We start from the raw sequence: 16,289 nt of genomic DNA on the forward strand, positions 1-16,289 counted from the left end.
TCCCGGTGACTTAGTTGGACGCCAGGCCCAGGGCACGCTTCACCGGGCCAAAACTGCGCCGGTGATGCTCTGTTGCGCCGTGTTCCTGCAGCTTCTGCAGGTGAACAGCGGTGGGATAGCCTTTATGCTGGGCAAATCCGTAGTGAGGAAATGCGAGGTCCAGCGTGGCCATTTCGGCGTCACGAGTGACTTTTGCCAGAATAGACGCTGCGCTGATTTCTGCCACCCGGCTGTCGCCTTTTACCACCGCCAGGGAAGGCATCGGTAGCGACGGACAGCGGTTGCCATCGATCAGGACAAACTCAGGAACAATGCTCAGGCCGGCGACGGCGCGCTGCATTGCCAGCATGGTCGCGTGCAGAATATTCAGCTCGTCAATTTCATGCGGCTCGGCGCGGCCCAGACTCCAGCACAGCGCTTTCTCTTTAATCTCATCGTATAGCGCCAGACGACGCTTCTCGCTGAGTTTTTTGGAATCATTCAGACCCATAATCGGCTTCGCCGGATCAAGGATCACCGCCGCGGTCACCACCGCGCCGACCAGGGGGCCACGCCCAACCTCATCGACGCCGGCAACCAGATGGGTATGCGGGTAGATGAACTCCATCATTGTTTTGCTAACTCCAGTACGGCGTCCGCCGCCTGCTCATCGGCGTTGCAGCGGATCTGCTGATGCAGCGCGCGAAACGTCTCATGCATCTGGTGGCTGGTTTTGCCATCGGCCAGCAGCGGCTCAAGAGCAGCAGCCAGCGCCTGCGGCTGGCACTCATCCTGCAGCAGCTCTTTGACCAGCTCGCGACCGGCCAGCAGGTTCGGCAACGAGACGTAGTCGGTTTTCACCAGCCGCTTCGCCAGCCAGAAGGTGAACGGCTTCATGCGATAGCCCACCACCATCGGACATTTTGCCAGCATGCACTCCAGCGCCGCCGTCCCGGAGGCCAGCAACGCGGCGTCGCTGGCGATCATCGCATCGCGCGCCTGACCGTCCAGCATATGCACGATCATATCCGGAGCCGTCTCAGCTTTGATTCGCTCAAACTGCTCCCGACGTTTGGCATTGACCAGCGGCACTACCACCTGCAAATCGGGATAAGTGACGCGTAATAACTGCGCGGTATTAAGGAAGTCCGCGCTGAGCATTTCGACTTCCGCGCCGCGGCTGCCGGGCAGCAACGCCAGACAACGCACATTGTGCGGGATCCCCAACCGGTCGCGCGCAGCGCCTTTGTCAGGATCCAGCGGCATCGCATCCGCCATGGTATGACCGATAAAGCGGCAAGGGACGTTAAATTTGTCGTAAAACGCTTTTTCGAAAGGCAGAAAAGCCAGCACCAGGTCGGTCGCTCTGCCGATTTTGAAAACGCGTTTTTGTCGCCAGGCCCAGACCGACGGGCTGACGTAGTGAATCGTTTTGATGCCCTGCTTTTTCAGATTCCCTTCGAGGGTAATATTGAAATCAGGGGCGTCGATGCCGACGAAAACATCGGGGCGCAGCTCGCCAAAGCGGCGGGTAAGATCGGCACGAATATGCAATAAGCGGCGTAAGCGGCCGAGCACCTCAACAATGCCCATCACCGCCAGCTCTTCCATTTCATACCAGGCTTCGCACCCTTCCGCCTGCATCAGCGGTCCCGCCACGCCGACAAAGCGCGCGTTCGGGATGCGGGCTTTAAGCGCGCGGATGAGGCCTGCACCAAGAATATCGCCGGAGGTTTCTCCGGCGACCAGGGCAATCGTCAGGGGACGCGGTTCAGCCATTAACGAATCAAGCCGCGAGTGGAACGAGCGAAGAAATCGACAAAGGGTTGAACTTCCGCATGCTGAGTCGCCAGTTCGGCGATCTCCGGCTTCGCTTCTTCCAGCGTCTTACCACTGCGGTACAGCAGTTTATACGCGTTACGAATCGCGGTGATCGCTTCCCGGCTAAAGCCGCGGCGTTTCAGGCCTTCGATGTTGACGCCGAACGGCGTCGCATGGTTGCCCTGGGCAATCACGAACGGCGGAACGTCCTGCGCCACGCCGGAGCAGCCGCCAACCATAACGTGTGAGCCAATGACGCAGAACTGGTGCACCGCCGTCATGCCGCCGATAATGACATAATCATCCAGCGAAACATGGCCGGCGAGCGTCGCGTTATTGGCCAGAATGCAGCGATCGCCAAGCGTACAATCGTGCGCCACGTGGGCGTTGATCATCAGCAGGTTATCGTTGCCCACCTTTGTTAATCCACCGCCCTGTACTGTGCCGCGATGAATGGTGACGCTTTCGCGAATGCGGTTGCGATCGCCAATTTCCACTCGTGTCGGTTCGCCAGCATATTTTAGATCCTGGTTAACTTCACCGATGGAAGCGAACTGATAGATCTCATTGTCACGACCGATTTTGGTGTGGCCGTTAACGACAACGTGAGACTTCAGTACGGTGCCTTCGCCGATTTCAACGTTGGCGCCAACAATACAAAACGGACCAATGTGGACGTTAGCGCCAATCACGGCGCCTTCTTCTACAATGGCGGTAGGATGAACAAAAGCGGTTTTATCAATCACGTATCAGGCCTCCCGGCTACGCGCACACATCATCGTCGCTTCGCAAACCACTTTACCGTCAACCAGCGCAACGCCTTTGAAACGGGTCAGGCCGCGGCGGGTTTTCTCGAAAGTGACTTCCATAATCATCTGATCGCCTGGTACTACCGGACGTTTGAAACGTGCTTCATCGATGCCCGCGAAGTAGTACAGCTCGCCTGGTTCCAGTTTTCCGACGCTTTTAAATGCCAGAATCCCGGTGGCCTGGGCCATTGCTTCCAGAATCAGCACGCCCGGCAAAATCGGCTTACCAGGGAAGTGCCCCTGGAAAAACGGCTCGTTTACAGAAACATTTTTTACTGCGCGCAGAAAACGACCTTCTTCAAAATCCAGCACGCGGTCTACCAGCAGGAACGGGTAACGGTGAGGCAGAAGTTCCAGAATCTCTTCAATGTGCAGAGTATGAGTGTCAGTAGTCAAAATACTCTTCCTGTCTAAATGTACTAAAAGGCAATAATAACACGGCCTGCGGCAATCTTTTAGCGAATGCAACAGGCCGGAAATGTCATGTGACCAAATGATGAATTAGTCTTGTTGATTAACCTTGCGCTCAATCGCTTTCAGGCGCTTGCTCATCTCGTCAATATTCATCACCAGCGCCGCAGTTTTACGCCACGCCTTGTTCGGCTGCAGCGGAATACCGGAGGAGTATACGCCAGGTTCAGAGATAGGACGCATCACCATCCCCATCCCCGTGACGGTGACTTTATCGCAGATTTCCATATGGCCGTTAATCACGCTGGCGCCGCCAATCATGCAGTAGCGGCCAATTTTCAGGCTGCCCGCCATGATGACACCGCCGGCAACCGCGGTATTGTCGCCAATCACCACGTTATGCGCAATCTGGCACTGGTTATCAATGATAACGCCGTTACCGATCACGGTATCGTCCAGCGCGCCGCGATCGATAGTGGTACAGGCGCCGATCTCCACGCGATCGCCAATAATGACGCGACCAAGCTGCGGGATCTTAACCCAGTTACCGCGATCGTTAGCGTAGCCGAAGCCATCCGCACCGATCACCGTGCTGGACTGGATCAGGCAATTTTCGCCGATCTCAATCTCATGGTAAACGGTCACATTGGCCCACAAACGCGAGCCGGCGCCTATTTTCGTATTTTTCCCAACGAAGCAGCCTGCGCCGATCACCACGTTATCGCCCAGTACAACACCGGATTCAATAACCGCGTTGGCGCCGATGGCGACGTTGTTACCCAGCTTCGCCGACGGATCGATGACCGCGCTCGGCGCGATATCCTGTGCCGGCTGCGGCGTGGTATCAAGAATTTGAGCCATGCGCGCGTAGGTCAGGTAGGGGTTACGCACTACCAGCGCGGCGCTATGGGCAAAAGGTAAATCATCCGGCGTCATCACAACGGCAGAAGCCTGGCAAGCGGCCAGGTGCTCACGGTACTTAGGGTTGACCATGAAAGTGATTTGGCCCGTTTTCGCGCTCTGCATGGACGCAACGCCGGTGATGACGATATCGCCATCACCGTGTAATTCTGCATCCAACTGCTGCGCGAGATCAGCCAGTCGAATTGAAGGCATTACTTATTTAACCTGTTTCAGCACATCAGCGGTGATGTCTTTTACATCGCTGCTGTTGTATGCAACGGCATTCGCGTCAACCACCAGATCGATGCTCTGATCTTTCGCTACGCTCTGTACGGCAGTCTGGATACGGGTAACCAGTTTGCCGCGCTCTTCGTTGGAACGACGTGCGCGATCCTGCTCAAACGCCTGCGCTTTCTGGGAGAAGGTCTGGCGCTGTGCCATCACGTCTTTTTCCAGTTTGGTACGATCGGCGCCCGGCTTCATGGACTGCAGACGCTGCATTTTAGACTGCAGGTCGCCTTCCATACGCTGCAGTTCGCTAGCGCGGCCTTTGAACTCGTTTTCCAGCGTGTTGGAAACGCCAGTTTTCTGGGCAACCTGTTGGAACAGGCTGTTCATGTTCACCAGGGCAATTTTATCTGCCGCCTGAGCGGAAGTTACCATTGCCAAACCCAGACCTGCAGCTAATAACCACTTTTTCACAATAAACTCCTTACCATCCCATGAGTACCCAGGGGTACCGTTATTTGCGTGGCGAGGCGATAACCGCGTTATCGCCTACAGTCAGCGCTATACTGCACTTGCATTCCGTTGCCGCCAACAATTACCAGGTTTTACCAATGTTAAACTGGAACTGTTCGGCTTTGTCTCCATCGTACTTTTTGAACGGTTGGGCGTAGGAGAAGACCAACGGCCCCAACGGCGACATCCACTGCACGGCAATACCCGCAGACATACGGATGTTGCTCGGATCGCTGTAATCCGGATAACCCGCGTACGCGCTCGAATCCCAGTGAGTATCCCATACGGTACCCATATCCCAGAAGACGGAAGTACGGACCGAGTTCGCATATTTGTCACTAATAAACGGCGTCGGGGTAATCAGCTCCAGGCTGGCCACCGCCATCGCGTTACCGCCCACCGCATCATCGGATTTACACGGCGCGGATTCGGTGCTCTTACAGTCATTGGTATAACCGCTATCGCCATCATGACGGCTGCTCGACGGGAAGTACACCGCCTTCGGACCAATGGTGTTCGACTGGAAGCCACGCACGGTGCTGGAACCACCGGCATAGAAGTTCTCATAGAACGGCATCTCTTTGCCGCCGATACCATCGCCATAGCCAAAGCGGGTACGACCCAGCACTACCCACTGGTGATCGTTGTCGATCGGCACATAGGTGGCGGTATCCAGCGTCGCTTTGTAGTATTCGTTGTCTGAGCCCGGAATGGTCACCTTACCGTTCAGGTTGACGCGCGAACCTTCCGTTGGGAAGAAGCCGCGGTCAAGCTTGTTATAGGTCCAACCGTAGTTGAAGGTGAAGTCATTCGCACTGAACGAGTTCCGGTCGTTGGTGTTGTCCGGATACTGGCCCATCGAGTTCAGGTAACGCCACATCGCCACCTGCGGCTGCATATTGGACAGGGAGTTATGAACATAACCGACCCCGGCGCGCAGCGTGTTGTATTCGTTGATCGGGAAGCCCAGCGTAACGTCTGTACCATAGCTTTTGTTGGTATAGTCAGACAGATCCGCATCGTTCGCATCAAAGTCATTATAGAAGATACGGCCGCCGAGGCTTACACCGTCTACGGTGAAGTACGGGTTGGTGACCGACAGTTCGGTATAGGTCTGGTAGTCGTTTTTGGTGCCGTTGATCCCGACAGCGTAACCGGTACCTAACCAGTTATCCTGCTGGACGCCTGCCTGGAAGCTGACGCCGCTCTCGGTGCCGTAGCCGATACCAAAGTTGAAGCTACCGGTGTTACGTTCTTTCACCTTGTAGACAACGTCGACCTGGTCCGGGCTGCCCGGCACGCGCTGGGTATCAGTATCTACCGTTTCGAAGAAGCCTAAACGGTTGAGACGGTCTTTACCCTGATCAACGAGGTCGCTGCCCAGCCATGCGCCTTCCATCTGGCGCATTTCGCGGCGCAGAACCGCGTCTTTGGAGGTATCGTTGCCTTCGAAGCGAATTTTACGCACGTAATAGCGATTGCCCGCGTCAACGTTGACGTGCAGCTTAACGGTCTTATCGCTGTCGTTAATCTCCGGCTGCGACTGCACGCGCGGATAGGCGTAACCATAACGACCCAACAGTTTCTTGATGTCGTTTTCCATCTTGGTCACTTTCGCGCCGTTGTACAGTTCACCCGGCTCGACTTTGGTCAGCGCTTCGATTTCCGCGGAATGGCCGGCAAGGTTGCCCGTCACCTGCACCCCGGAAAACTTGTACTGATCGCCTTCGGTGATGTTAACGGTGATGTAGATCCCTTTCTTATCCGGCGTCAGGCTGACCTGGGTAGAATCGATGTTGAAACGGGCATAGCCGCGATCCAGGTAGTAGCTGCGCAGGGTTTCAAGGTCGCCCGCCAGCTTCTGCTTCTGGTATTTACGGTCGCCGACCACGTTCCACCATGGCACTTCATCGCGCAGCTGGAAGTGGGAGATCAACTCATCAGTCGAAAACGCATGGTTGCCGACAATGTTGATCTGCTGAATTTTTGCAGAGACGCCTTCCTGGAATACCAGCTTCAGGTCGACACGGTTACGCGGCAGCGGGGTAACCACTGCTTTGACGCTGGCGCTGTATTTACCGACGCTGTAGTAGAAGTCTTCGAGCCCCTTCTCGATGTCCGCGATGGTCGTGCGGTCAAGCGACTCGCCCACCCGAACGCCAGAGGCTTCAAGGTTCTGCTTAAGCATGTCATCTTTCACCGACTTGTTGCCGGAGAAAGTGATGCTGGCGATCGTCGGACGCTCTTTCACCTGCACCAGCAGGGTATCACCATCGCGCAGGACGCGGACGTCCTCGAAGTTGCCAGTGGCAAACAGCGCGCGAATAGTGTTACTGATATCATCGTCGGTCACCGTATCGCCAGGACGCACTGGCATACTGAGGAGGGCCGCACCAACAGCGACACGCTGCAAGCCTTCGAAATGAATGTCCTTCACCACGAACCCTTCAGCACCGTATACAGTCGCGCTGCTAAACAGCAGCGACGCTATGAGCAACTTTTTCATCGCCATCGTTATTATGCGTTCTTCCTAACAAACTCTCTTATAACCGAGAGAAATCATTGAAAAGTGCAAGCCCCATTAACAGCACCAGCAGTATTGAGCCAATGCGATAACTAAAGTCTTGAACTCGCTCGGATACCGGCCCGCCCTTCAGCTTTTCAATCGCTAAAAACAGCAGATGTCCCCCATCCAGTACGGGTAGTGGGAACAGGTTGATGATTCCGAGGTTCACGCTAATCAGCGCAAGGAACATCAGATAATAAATCAACCCAAACTCCGCTGACATTCCAGCCCCCTGAGCGATAGAGATCGGCCCACTGAGGTTGTTCAGTTTGACATCACCGGTTATCAATTTACCCAGCATCCTGACCGTCAGTGACATCAGCTGCCAGGTTTTATCCGTGGCTTCAGCGATGGCGGCAAACGGTCCGTACTGACGTACTGTCTTGTATTCTTCAGGCAGCGGGATGACCTTTGGCACCACCCCTGCGAACCCTTCAGCCTTACCTTTTACCGTTTTCGCATCCGGCGTCAGGGTCAACGGCAGCGCACTCCCCTGCCGTTCAATCTCCAGCGCCAGCGCTTTGCCCGGATTATCGCGCACCAGATTAACAAACGTCATCCACTGCGTTAACGGTTGACCATCGACTTTAACGATCCGGTCGCCCGCTTGCAAACCCGCTTTCTGGGCTGCCGAACCCGCCTGGACTTCCGCCAGCACCGTATCAATCTGCGCGCTACGCGGCTGGATCCCCAATGACGTCACGGGATCTTGCTTGTCGGGCTCAAAGGCCCAGTGCCGCAGATCGACGATTTTATCCTGGCGCTGATTAGTCCCGAAAGGGGCGACGGTAAGTATTGTTTGCGCGTTGCCAATTTTGGCTACCAGCTGCATACGCACCGCATCCCAATCAGGCGTTTCGATACCATCTATCGCTTTAAGTTCCGTTCCTTTTGCAATTTGTGCTTGCGCGGCAACCGAATTGGGCGTTATTTCACCCACCACCGGCCGCACGCCGGGAACGCCGATGATGAACACCAGCCAGTAAGCAAAGATAGCGAAAATGAAGTTGGCGATGGGACCAGCAGCAATGACTGCTGCACGCTGACCGACGGTTTTATTGTTGAACGCGTAATGGCGCAACTCCGGCGCCACCGCTTCAACACGCTCATCCAGCATCTTGACGTAGCCGCCCAGCGGGATCAGGGCAATGACAAACTCGGTCCCCTGTTTGTCTTTACGCCGCCACAGCGCTTTGCCAAAGCCGATAGAAAAACGTTCAACCCGGATACCGCAGCGGCGCGCCACCCAAAAATGGCCAAACTCATGCACCGTAATCAGTACGCCAAGCGCAATGATAAAAGCCGCCAGATTCCAGAGCACGCTCAGCATATTACCTTCCGTCAAATCGTCCTGAAGACTAACAGTAGCAGACAGGCAAAGACCGGTACCGCCGCCGTCAGGCTGTCGATACGATCGAGAATACCGCCGTGTCCGGGAATCAAGTGCCCGCTATCCTTAATGCCAGCCTCGCGCTTAAACATACTTTCCGTCAGGTCGCCCAATACCGAAGCCAGGGCCGCCACTACCGAACAAACCAGCAGTACCGTCGGTGTGACGTCAAGATGGGCCCACACCCCGTAGGCCCAGGAGATCACGGCCGCGGTCAGCAACCCGCCAAAAAAACCCTGCCAGGTTTTTCCCGGCGAAACCTTCGGCGCCAGCTTATGCTTGCCGAACATTTTACCGAACATATAGGCGCCAGAGTCCGCGCCCCAGACCAGGATCATGACGTACAGCAGCCACAGCGCACCGCTGTAATGGTTATCGGTATAATGCCAGGCGCGCAGCGCCAGCATGCCCCAGAAAAACGGAACGATGGTCAGGATGCCGAAGATCAGGCGCAGGACTTTAGAATGGCGCCAGAGGGCCGCCGACGCCGGGTAGGAAAGCACCAGCAATAGCGCGACGATCCACCAGGCGAAAGAGGCCCATAGCGAACCTTCGACCATCGGCTGATGAACGTCATAATGGTATTCAGGCAGCAGAAAAAGCATCGCCGCCAGCAGAAGGCCGCAGAGCACCGCCAGCCAAACCCGCTGCGAAGTCGAGGTGAAACCGCTCAGTTGTCCCCACTCCCAGGCGGCAAGCATGCACACGACCAGGGTGACGATAGCAAACCCCATCGGCGGCAATAAAAACAATGCCGCAATGACGACGGGGATTAAGACGAAAGCAGATATCAGGCGATACTTCAGCAAAAGTGACCCCCATCAGGCATGACTGCCACCCGGCTCAGTGCCGCCGAAACGACGCTCTCGATTAACAAAGGCATGGAGTGCACCTTCAAAGTCCTGTTCAGCAAAATCGGGCCAAAGAACATCCGTAAAGTAAAGTTCGGCATAGGCAATTTGCCAAATCAGAAAATTACTTATTCGGTGCTCTCCCCCGGTCCTAATAACTAAATCAACGGGAGCCAGTTCATGCATGCAGACCTGCTGGCTCAGCATATCCTCTGTGATCTGCTCAGGCAGTAGCGTCCCGTCCTGTACCTGTTTCGCCAGCAAACGAACGCCCTGGGTAATATCCCAGCGACCGCCGTAATTTGCCGCAATGTTCAGCGTTAAGCCGGTATTGTTTGCGGTCAGCGCTTCCGCTTTGCGGATACGCTCCTGCAGGCGCGCATTGAAGCGCGTGGTGTCGCCAATAATCCGCAAACGCACATTGTGTCGATGCAGACTTTTGACTTCGCTATCCAGCGCCCAGACGAACAGTTCCATCAGCGCACTGACTTCCTGAGCCGGACGGTTCCAGTTTTCACTGCTGAACGCGTATAACGTTAACGCTTCAATCCCATTATTCGCCGCGAAGGAGACCGCACGACGCACGGATTTCGCACCGGCCTTATGCCCGAAAGCGCGAATTTTACCTTGCCGTTTCGCCCAACGGCCGTTGCCATCCATAATAATGGCGACATGACGGCAGCCATGGGTGGGCGATATTTCGCTGACAGTTTGATTAGCAGACAACATCACGCGTTTTAAGTCCATAATAAGGATTAACTAGCCACCAAACAGAGGCCACCGGGCCGCGCTGGATACGCATTTTTATCCGATGCCGGGGCTGCAGCCAATCGCAGAGAACAACCAAAAGCTTTACGCAAAAAAGCCGTGTTTTGCCACGGCCACCGTAATCTTTAACAACAAAATGCAACGATCGGGTGGCGCAGACTATATCACTGAAGCCTTGCGCCCACAAATATCACCGCGTTACGCCTGTGCGCTCCACCGCTTCAGCTGCTGGTGAGCAACCGCGCGGGCATCGGCGTCGATAATCAGAACGTCATCAATGCTTTGCGGCTCTTGCAGGTTTACCTTATCCAGTACCGCCAGGTTAACTGCCGCAATATCGGTAAAACGGATATCCCCCTGCAGAAACGCCGCAACCGACTCTTCATTGGCCGCATTTAGCGACGTGGTCGCCGCCTGGCCGACCTCAAACGCCTCCATCGCCAGCTTCAGGCAGGGGTAGCGCGTATAGTCTGGCGCGGAGAAGCTCAGATTGCTCAACTGGCAGAAGTCCAGCGGCTTAACGCCGGAATTCAGGCGCAGCGGCCAGCCCATGGTATGCGCGATAGGCGTGCGCATATCCGGCTCCCCAAGCTGCGCCAGCACGCTGCCGTCCTGATAGCGAACCATCGAGTGGATCACCGACTGCGGGTGGATCAGCACTTCCATCTGCTGCGCAGAGGCATTGAACAGCCAGCGCGCTTCAATGTACTCCAGGCCTTTATTCATCATCGTGGCTGAATCGACGGAGATCTTACGTCCCATCGACCAGTTTGGATGGCGGCAGGCCTGATCCGGGGTCATCGCCGCCAGTTCAGCCACGGCGGTCTCGCGGAAAGGCCCGCCGGAGCCGGTTAGCAGAATTGACGAGACGCCATGCTGTGCGAGATCAGCGTATCCCAGTTGCTGTTGAATTGTCTCCGGCATACTCTGAAAAATCGCGTTATGTTCGCTATCAACCGGCAACAGGCGAGCGCCATATTGCTGAACTGCATCCATAAACAGGCGGCCGCAGGTCACCAGCGATTCTTTATTCGCTAACAGCACTGTTTTCCCGGCACGGATCGCCGCCAGCGTCGGTACCAGCCCCGCCGCGCCGACGATGGCGGCCATGACCTGATCGACGTCATCCAGCGCCGCGACATCAGCCGCCGCCTGCTGGCCGCTCAGCACTTCGGTTCGACTGTTATGCGCCTGCAGACGGATGCGCAACCGCTCCGCGCTTTGCGCATCATCCATCACGGCATAACGGGGGGTAAATTCCAGGCATTGTTCAACCATGCGGTCAACGTTTTTCCCCGCGACCAGCGCGGCGATGGAAAAGCGACCAGGGTTATGGCGTACCACGTCCAGCGTGCTACAGCCAATGGAACCGGTCGAACCGAGAACGGTTAATTGCTTCATGAAACGTCCAGAAGAGTGGAAACAGAATAAAAAGCAAAACGCCGTCAGCGAGCCCCTACGCTACCACTCTCGGGGAATAAGACGACGGCATTAGGCCTTCAACTAGCGCTAAAGGCTACAAGGCCAGCCCTCTCAACGCAATCCCGAGAATTGAGCGTACAGTCTCCTGTACGGCGTTTCAGATTTTACTCAGACCAGCCAGTACCCGGCCCAAGCAACGGCAGAGCATCAGAACTGCATCAGTTCCGCTTCTTTATCTGCCAGCGCCGCGTCAACTTTCTTGATGGCGGCGTCAGTCATTTTCTGCACGTCGTCCTGAGAACGGCGATCGTCATCTTCGCTGATCTCTTTTTCTTTCAGCAGCGCTTTGACTTTGTCGTTAGCGTCGCGGCGAACGTTACGCACGGCAACACGCGCCTGCTCAGCTTCACCACGCACGATCTTGGTCAGATCTTTACGGCGCTCTTCGGTCAGCGGCGGCAGCGGAACACGAATGTCGCTGCCGGCAGAACTTGGGTTCAGACCGAGGTCAGATGCCATGATCGCTTTTTCAACGGCCGCAGACATAGAACGGTCGAAGACGTTGATTTTCAGGGTACGGGAGTCTTCTACGGTGACGCTGGCCAGCTGGCGCAGCGGAGTCGGCGTACCGTAGTACTCAACAACAATCCCGTCCAGCAGGCTCGGAGAAGCACGACCCGTGCGAATTTTGCTGATTTGGTTTTTGAATGCTTCGACGCATTTTTCCATGCGGATTTCAGCATCTTTTCTGATATCGCTAATCACGTTACGAATCCTTGAAAGCTTGTCTCAGTCAGACCAGACGGTTGCCCGTCGGAAAATGAGCTAAGTATAGTCAGATTTAATGAAAATCACCGGGCAATATCCCCGCGAAAGTAAAGCGGAATATTACCCGGATTTGGCGCTGACGGGAATTATTCCGTGATCAATGTGCCTTCTTTTTCGCCCATCACCACGCGACGCAGCGCGCCAGGTTTGTTCATGTTGAAGACGCGAATCGGCAATTTGTGGTCACGCGCCAGAGTAAAGGCGGCCAGATCCATCACTTTCAGCTCTTTATCCAGGACTTCGCTGTAGGTCAGCTGATCGTACATGGTGGCAGAAGGATCTTTTGCCGGGTCAGCGGTAAATACGCCGTCAACCTTGGTCGCTTTCAGCACTACATCGGCTTCAATTTCAATACCGCGCAGGCAAGCTGCGGAGTCGGTGGTAAAGAACGGGTTGCCGGTACCCGCGGAGAGGATCACCACGCGGTTGTTACGCAGCAGGCTGATCGCCTCTGCCCAGCTGTAGTTGTCGCACACGCCGTTCAGCGGGATGGCGGACATCAGACGAGCGTTCACATAGGCGCGGTGGAGCGCATCACGCATCGCGAGGCCATTCATGACCGTTGCCAGCATGCCCATGTGGTCGCCCACAACGCGGTTCATACCCGCTTTCGCCAGACCAGCACCACGGAACAGGTTACCGCCACCAATTACTACGCCAACCTGAATACCCAGCTCAACCAGCTCTTTGATCTCCTGAGCCATGCGGTCAAGTATGCTTGCATCAATACCGAAGCCTTCTGAGCCCTGCAGCGCTTCGCCACTTAATTTCAGCAGAATACGTTTGTAGACGGGTTTTGCATTGGTAGCCATGTTTCTTTCCTGAGACTGTCAACGAATGAGATGTGAGAATTCCGGCGACATTGTATGTCGCATTTCAGCGCGGTCACTATAAGCAGTTGGCTGAATTTACAAAATGGGCGCAAAAAGAAGCCGCCCTCAGGCGGCTCCTTTTTTAAAAATTAAGACTGCTTGGACATCGCAGCAACTTCTGCTGCAAAGTCAGTCTCAACTTTCTCGATGCCTTCGCCCACTTCAAAGCGGATGAAGCCAGTCACGTCAGCGTTGTGCTCTTTCAGCAGCTGACCAACAGATTTGCTCGGCTCCATAACGAAAGGCTGACCAGTCAGAGAAACTTCGCCGGTGAATTTCTTCATGCGGCCTTCAACCATTTTCTCTGCGATTTCTTTCGGCTTACCGGACTGCATCGCGATGTCCAGCTGAACCTGGTACTCTTTTTCTACCACGTCAGCAGACACGTCTTCCGGTTTAACGAATTCCGGCTTGCTTGCTGCAACGTGCATTGCCAGCTGCTTAACCAGCTCTTCGTCAGCGCCTTTAGCGGCAACCAGAACGCCGATGCGCGCACCGTGCTGGTAGCTGCCCAGAACGTCGCCTTCCAGAACTGCGATACGACGGATGTTGATGTTCTCACCGATTTTAGCAACCAGGGCAACACGTTCTTCTTCGAACTGTGCTTTCAGAACTTCAACGTCGGAGATTTTACCCGCAACAGCTGCGTCCAGTACTTTGTCAGCAAATGCCTGGAAACCACCATCTTTAGCAACGAAGTCAGTCTGGCAGTTAACTTCCAGAATGTAACCGTAGTTGCCTTCGATTTTGGTTTTGATCACGCCGTCAGCAGCCACGTTGCCTGCTTTCTTCGCCGCTTTGATCGCGCCGGATTTACGCATGTTTTCGATTGCCAGCTCGATGTCGCCATTCGCTTCAGTCAGCGCTTTTTTGCAATCCATCATGCCTGCGCCAGTACGTTCGCGCAGCTCTTTTACCAGGGAAGCGGTAATTTCAGCCATTCTAAAATCCTCGGGAGATGTGGATACTGCCCGGCCAGAGGCCAAACAGCGTAAATTGAAAAAAGGGGCCGATAATGGGCCCCTATTCATACACGGTACTAATAAGGGCTTAAACCTTATTATTCAGCTTCTACGAAGCTTTCTTCCGCCTGAGAAGCCAGGTCCTGAGAGCGACCTTCACGAACGGTAGCAGCCACAGCGCCCAGGTACAGGCTTACTGCGCGGATTGCATCGTCGTTACCCGGGATAACGAAGTCAACGCCGTCCGGATCAGAGTTGGTATCAACGATAGCAAATACCGGGATACCCAGGTTGTTTGCTTCTTTGATAGCGATGTGCTCGTGGTCAGCGTCGATAACGAACAGTGCGTCCGGCAGGCCGCCCATGTCTTTGATACCGCCCAGGCTGTTTTCCAGCTTGTCCAGCTCACGAGTACGCATCAGCGCTTCTTTTTTGGTCAGCTTGTCGAAAGTACCGTCCTGGGACTGAGTTTCCAGGTCTTTCAGACGTTTGATGGACTGACGAACGGTTTTCCAGTTAGTCAGCATACCGCCCAGCCAGCGATGGTTCACGAAGAACTGGTCGCAGCTGTTAGCAGCGTCTTTTACCGCTTCGCTTGCAGCGCGCTTAGTACCAACGAAAAGGATTTTACCTTTACGAGCAGCGATCTTGTTCAGTTCAGCCAGGGCTTCGTTGAACATCGGTACAGTTTTCTCAAGGTTGATGATGTGAACTTTGTTACGCGCACCGAAGATGAACGGCTTCATTTTCGGGTTCCAGTAACGGGTCTGGTGACCGAAGTGAACACCAGCCTTGAGCATGTCGCGCATGGAAACAGTTGCCATGTTTAAAACCTCTATAGATGAAATTGGGGTTATGCCTCCACGTATCCCATATTACCGACCCCGAAGGGCACCCCGGAATATGTGCCGATACGTGTGTGTTATTACACAAAGTGAGCTATGTCGCTTACGTCCATCCTTGTGTATCTGAGATGGAACGGAAGTCCGGCGCGCTTTATACCACAAAACCCGGCCAGACACCAACTCTTGTTGACGTGTCGTGCTGTTAATGATTCTCAATTTGGCACCAGCCTGCCCGGACTGTTACCATTGACAAGACTTACTCTATTATTGTCGAAAAAATCGACACTGCTGGACATATTCCATGGCTATCTCTATCAAGACACCTGAAGACATTGAAAAAATGCGCGTTGCCGGCCGCCTGGCCGCTGAAGTGCTGGAAATGATTGAACCCTGGGTTAAACCGGGCGTGAGCACCGGCGAGCTGGACCGCATCTGTAACGACTACATCGTTAACGAGCAGAAGGCCATCTCCGCCTGCCTCGGCTACCATGGTTATCCGAAGTCCGTCTGCATTTCGGTTAACGAAGTGGTCTGCCACGGCATTCCTGACGACGGCAAGCTGCTGAAAGATGGCGATATCGTCAATATCGACGTGACGGTCATTAAAGATGATTTCCATGGCGATACCTCCAAAATGTTTATCGTCGGCAAACCGACGATTCTCGGCGAGCGCCTGTGCCGCATCACTCAGGAAAGCCTGTATCTGGCGCTGAGAATGGTGAAGCCCGGCATCAACCTGCGCACTATCGGCGCGGCCATTCAGAAATACGTGGAAGCGGAAGGTTTCTCCGTGGTGCGCGAATACTGTGGTCACGGTATCGGCCGCGGCTTCCATGAGGAGCCGCAGGTGCTGCACTACGACTCGCCGGAGACCAATGTTGTGCTCAAACCAGGCATGACCTTCACCATCGAGCCGATGGTCAACGCCGGTAAAAAAGAGATCCGCAGCATGAAAGACGGCTGGACGGTGAAAACCAAAGACCGGAGCTTGTCTGCGCAGTATGAGCATACTATTGTGGTGACTGACAACGGCTGCGAAATTCTGACGCTACGCAAGGATGACACCATCCCGGCGATAATCTCGCACGATGAATGATGAAAAGCCGGCGCCCGCCGGCTTT

General features: G+C 54.9%; 16 protein-coding genes. 1 reads left to right on the forward strand and 15 read right to left on the reverse strand.

The annotated features are described in order from the left end of the window. Window positions 1-10 precede the first annotated feature (10 nt). The 15 genes from rnhB to rpsB all read right to left on the reverse strand — a co-directional run bounded on the left by rnhB (window position 11) and on the right by rpsB (window position 15,147). A complete protein-coding gene (rnhB, locus tag B8P98_RS22635) occupies window positions 11-610 on the reverse strand; it encodes a ribonuclease HII (RefSeq protein ID WP_025712352.1) in 600 nt (199 codons plus the stop codon). Next, complete coding sequence (lpxB, locus tag B8P98_RS22640; protein WP_025712351.1) at window positions 607-1,758, reverse strand: lipid-A-disaccharide synthase; 1,152 nt, start codon at window positions 1,756-1,758, stop codon at window positions 607-609. The genes rnhB and lpxB overlap by 4 nt, the downstream gene beginning before the upstream one ends. Next, window positions 1,758-2,546, reverse strand: a complete 789-nt coding sequence (gene lpxA / locus B8P98_RS22645) for an acyl-ACP--UDP-N-acetylglucosamine O-acyltransferase (protein ID WP_025712350.1) — start codon at window positions 2,544-2,546, stop codon at window positions 1,758-1,760. Before lpxA ends, lpxB begins: the two co-directional genes overlap by 1 nt. Window positions 2,547-2,549: 3 nt before the next feature. Next, the gene (gene fabZ, locus B8P98_RS22650; protein WP_004145858.1) at window positions 2,550-3,005 is read right to left on the reverse strand and encodes a 3-hydroxyacyl-ACP dehydratase FabZ; all 456 of its coding nucleotides are present in this window, start codon (window positions 3,003-3,005) and stop codon (window positions 2,550-2,552) included. 105 nt (window positions 3,006-3,110) lie between these two features. Then, window positions 3,111-4,136 carry a UDP-3-O-(3-hydroxymyristoyl)glucosamine N-acyltransferase gene (gene lpxD / locus B8P98_RS22655; RefSeq protein ID WP_025712349.1) on the reverse strand — a complete coding sequence of 342 codons (1,026 nt, stop codon included), beginning with the start codon at window positions 4,134-4,136 and terminating at the stop codon, window positions 3,111-3,113. Between the two features lie 3 nt (window positions 4,137-4,139). Beyond that, entirely contained in the window at window positions 4,140-4,625 is a 486-nt protein-coding gene (gene skp / locus B8P98_RS22660) for a molecular chaperone Skp (protein WP_002889325.1), read from the reverse strand. Between the two features lie 121 nt (window positions 4,626-4,746). Continuing rightward, complete coding sequence (bamA, locus tag B8P98_RS22665; RefSeq protein WP_095033425.1) at window positions 4,747-7,176, reverse strand: outer membrane protein assembly factor BamA; 2,430 nt, start codon at window positions 7,174-7,176, stop codon at window positions 4,747-4,749. 31 nt (window positions 7,177-7,207) lie between these two features. Then, a complete protein-coding gene (gene rseP, locus B8P98_RS22670) occupies window positions 7,208-8,560 on the reverse strand; it encodes a sigma E protease regulator RseP (protein WP_025712347.1) in 1,353 nt (450 codons plus the stop codon). Window positions 8,561-8,571: 11 nt separating this feature from the next. Further along, window positions 8,572-9,429: a phosphatidate cytidylyltransferase gene (cdsA, locus tag B8P98_RS22675; protein ID WP_025712345.1), complete on the reverse strand. Its 858-nt coding sequence runs from the start codon at window positions 9,427-9,429 to the stop codon at window positions 8,572-8,574. 12 nt (window positions 9,430-9,441) lie between these two features. After that, entirely contained in the window at window positions 9,442-10,200 is a 759-nt protein-coding gene (ispU, locus tag B8P98_RS22680) for a (2E,6E)-farnesyl-diphosphate-specific ditrans,polycis-undecaprenyl-diphosphate synthase (protein ID WP_002889316.1), read from the reverse strand. Window positions 10,201-10,437: 237 nt separating this feature from the next. Further along, window positions 10,438-11,640 (reverse strand): 1-deoxy-D-xylulose-5-phosphate reductoisomerase, encoded by a 1,203-nt coding sequence (ispC, locus tag B8P98_RS22690; RefSeq protein ID WP_095033426.1) that lies wholly within the window; start codon window positions 11,638-11,640, stop codon window positions 10,438-10,440. 228 nt (window positions 11,641-11,868) lie between these two features. Then, window positions 11,869-12,426, reverse strand: a complete 558-nt coding sequence (gene frr / locus B8P98_RS22695) for a ribosome recycling factor (RefSeq protein WP_002889308.1) — start codon at window positions 12,424-12,426, stop codon at window positions 11,869-11,871. A gap of 149 nt (window positions 12,427-12,575) precedes the next feature. Further along, window positions 12,576-13,301, reverse strand: a complete 726-nt coding sequence (gene pyrH, locus B8P98_RS22700) for a UMP kinase (RefSeq protein ID WP_004098747.1) — start codon at window positions 13,299-13,301, stop codon at window positions 12,576-12,578. Between the two features lie 149 nt (window positions 13,302-13,450). Continuing rightward, window positions 13,451-14,302, reverse strand: coding sequence for a translation elongation factor Ts (gene tsf / locus B8P98_RS22705; protein WP_025712342.1), 852 nt, complete (start codon window positions 14,300-14,302; stop codon window positions 13,451-13,453). Between the two features lie 119 nt (window positions 14,303-14,421). Continuing rightward, window positions 14,422-15,147, reverse strand: a complete 726-nt coding sequence (gene rpsB / locus B8P98_RS22710) for a 30S ribosomal protein S2 (protein WP_025712341.1) — start codon at window positions 15,145-15,147, stop codon at window positions 14,422-14,424. A gap of 322 nt (window positions 15,148-15,469) precedes the next feature. Between rpsB and map the strand changes: the two genes are divergently transcribed. Further along, complete coding sequence (map, locus tag B8P98_RS22715) at window positions 15,470-16,264, forward strand: type I methionyl aminopeptidase (RefSeq protein ID WP_025712340.1); 795 nt, start codon at window positions 15,470-15,472, stop codon at window positions 16,262-16,264. Window positions 16,265-16,289 lie beyond the last annotated feature (25 nt).

The organism is Klebsiella quasivariicola, assembly GCF_002269255.1.
Classification (GTDB): domain Bacteria; phylum Pseudomonadota; class Gammaproteobacteria; order Enterobacterales; family Enterobacteriaceae; genus Klebsiella; species Klebsiella quasivariicola.

Bases quoted from the DNA above. Each gene is read 5' to 3' on its own strand.
- tsf (WP_025712342.1), bottom strand. From the start codon at position 14,302: ATGGCTGAAATTACCGCTTCCCTGGTAAAAGAGCTGCGCGAACGTACT.
- rpsB (WP_025712341.1), bottom strand. From the start codon at position 15,147: ATGGCAACTGTTTCCATGCGCGACATGCTCAAGGCTGGTGTTCACTTC.
- bamA (WP_095033425.1), bottom strand. From the start codon at position 7,176: ATGGCGATGAAAAAGTTGCTCATAGCGTCGCTGCTGTTTAGCAGCGCG.
- lpxD (WP_025712349.1), bottom strand. From the start codon at position 4,136: ATGCCTTCAATTCGACTGGCTGATCTCGCGCAGCAGTTGGATGCAGAA.
- map (WP_025712340.1), top strand. From the start codon at position 15,470: ATGGCTATCTCTATCAAGACACCTGAAGACATTGAAAAAATGCGCGTT.
- rseP (WP_025712347.1), bottom strand. From the start codon at position 8,560: ATGCTGAGCGTGCTCTGGAATCTGGCGGCTTTTATCATTGCGCTTGGC.
- lpxB (WP_025712351.1), bottom strand. From the start codon at position 1,758: ATGGCTGAACCGCGTCCCCTGACGATTGCCCTGGTCGCCGGAGAAACC.
- ispU (WP_002889316.1), bottom strand. From the start codon at position 10,200: ATGTTGTCTGCTAATCAAACTGTCAGCGAAATATCGCCCACCCATGGC.
- rnhB (WP_025712352.1), bottom strand. From the start codon at position 610: ATGATGGAGTTCATCTACCCGCATACCCATCTGGTTGCCGGCGTCGAT.
- ispC (WP_095033426.1), bottom strand. From the start codon at position 11,640: ATGAAGCAATTAACCGTTCTCGGTTCGACCGGTTCCATTGGCTGTAGC.
- pyrH (WP_004098747.1), bottom strand. From the start codon at position 13,301: ATGGCTACCAATGCAAAACCCGTCTACAAACGTATTCTGCTGAAATTA.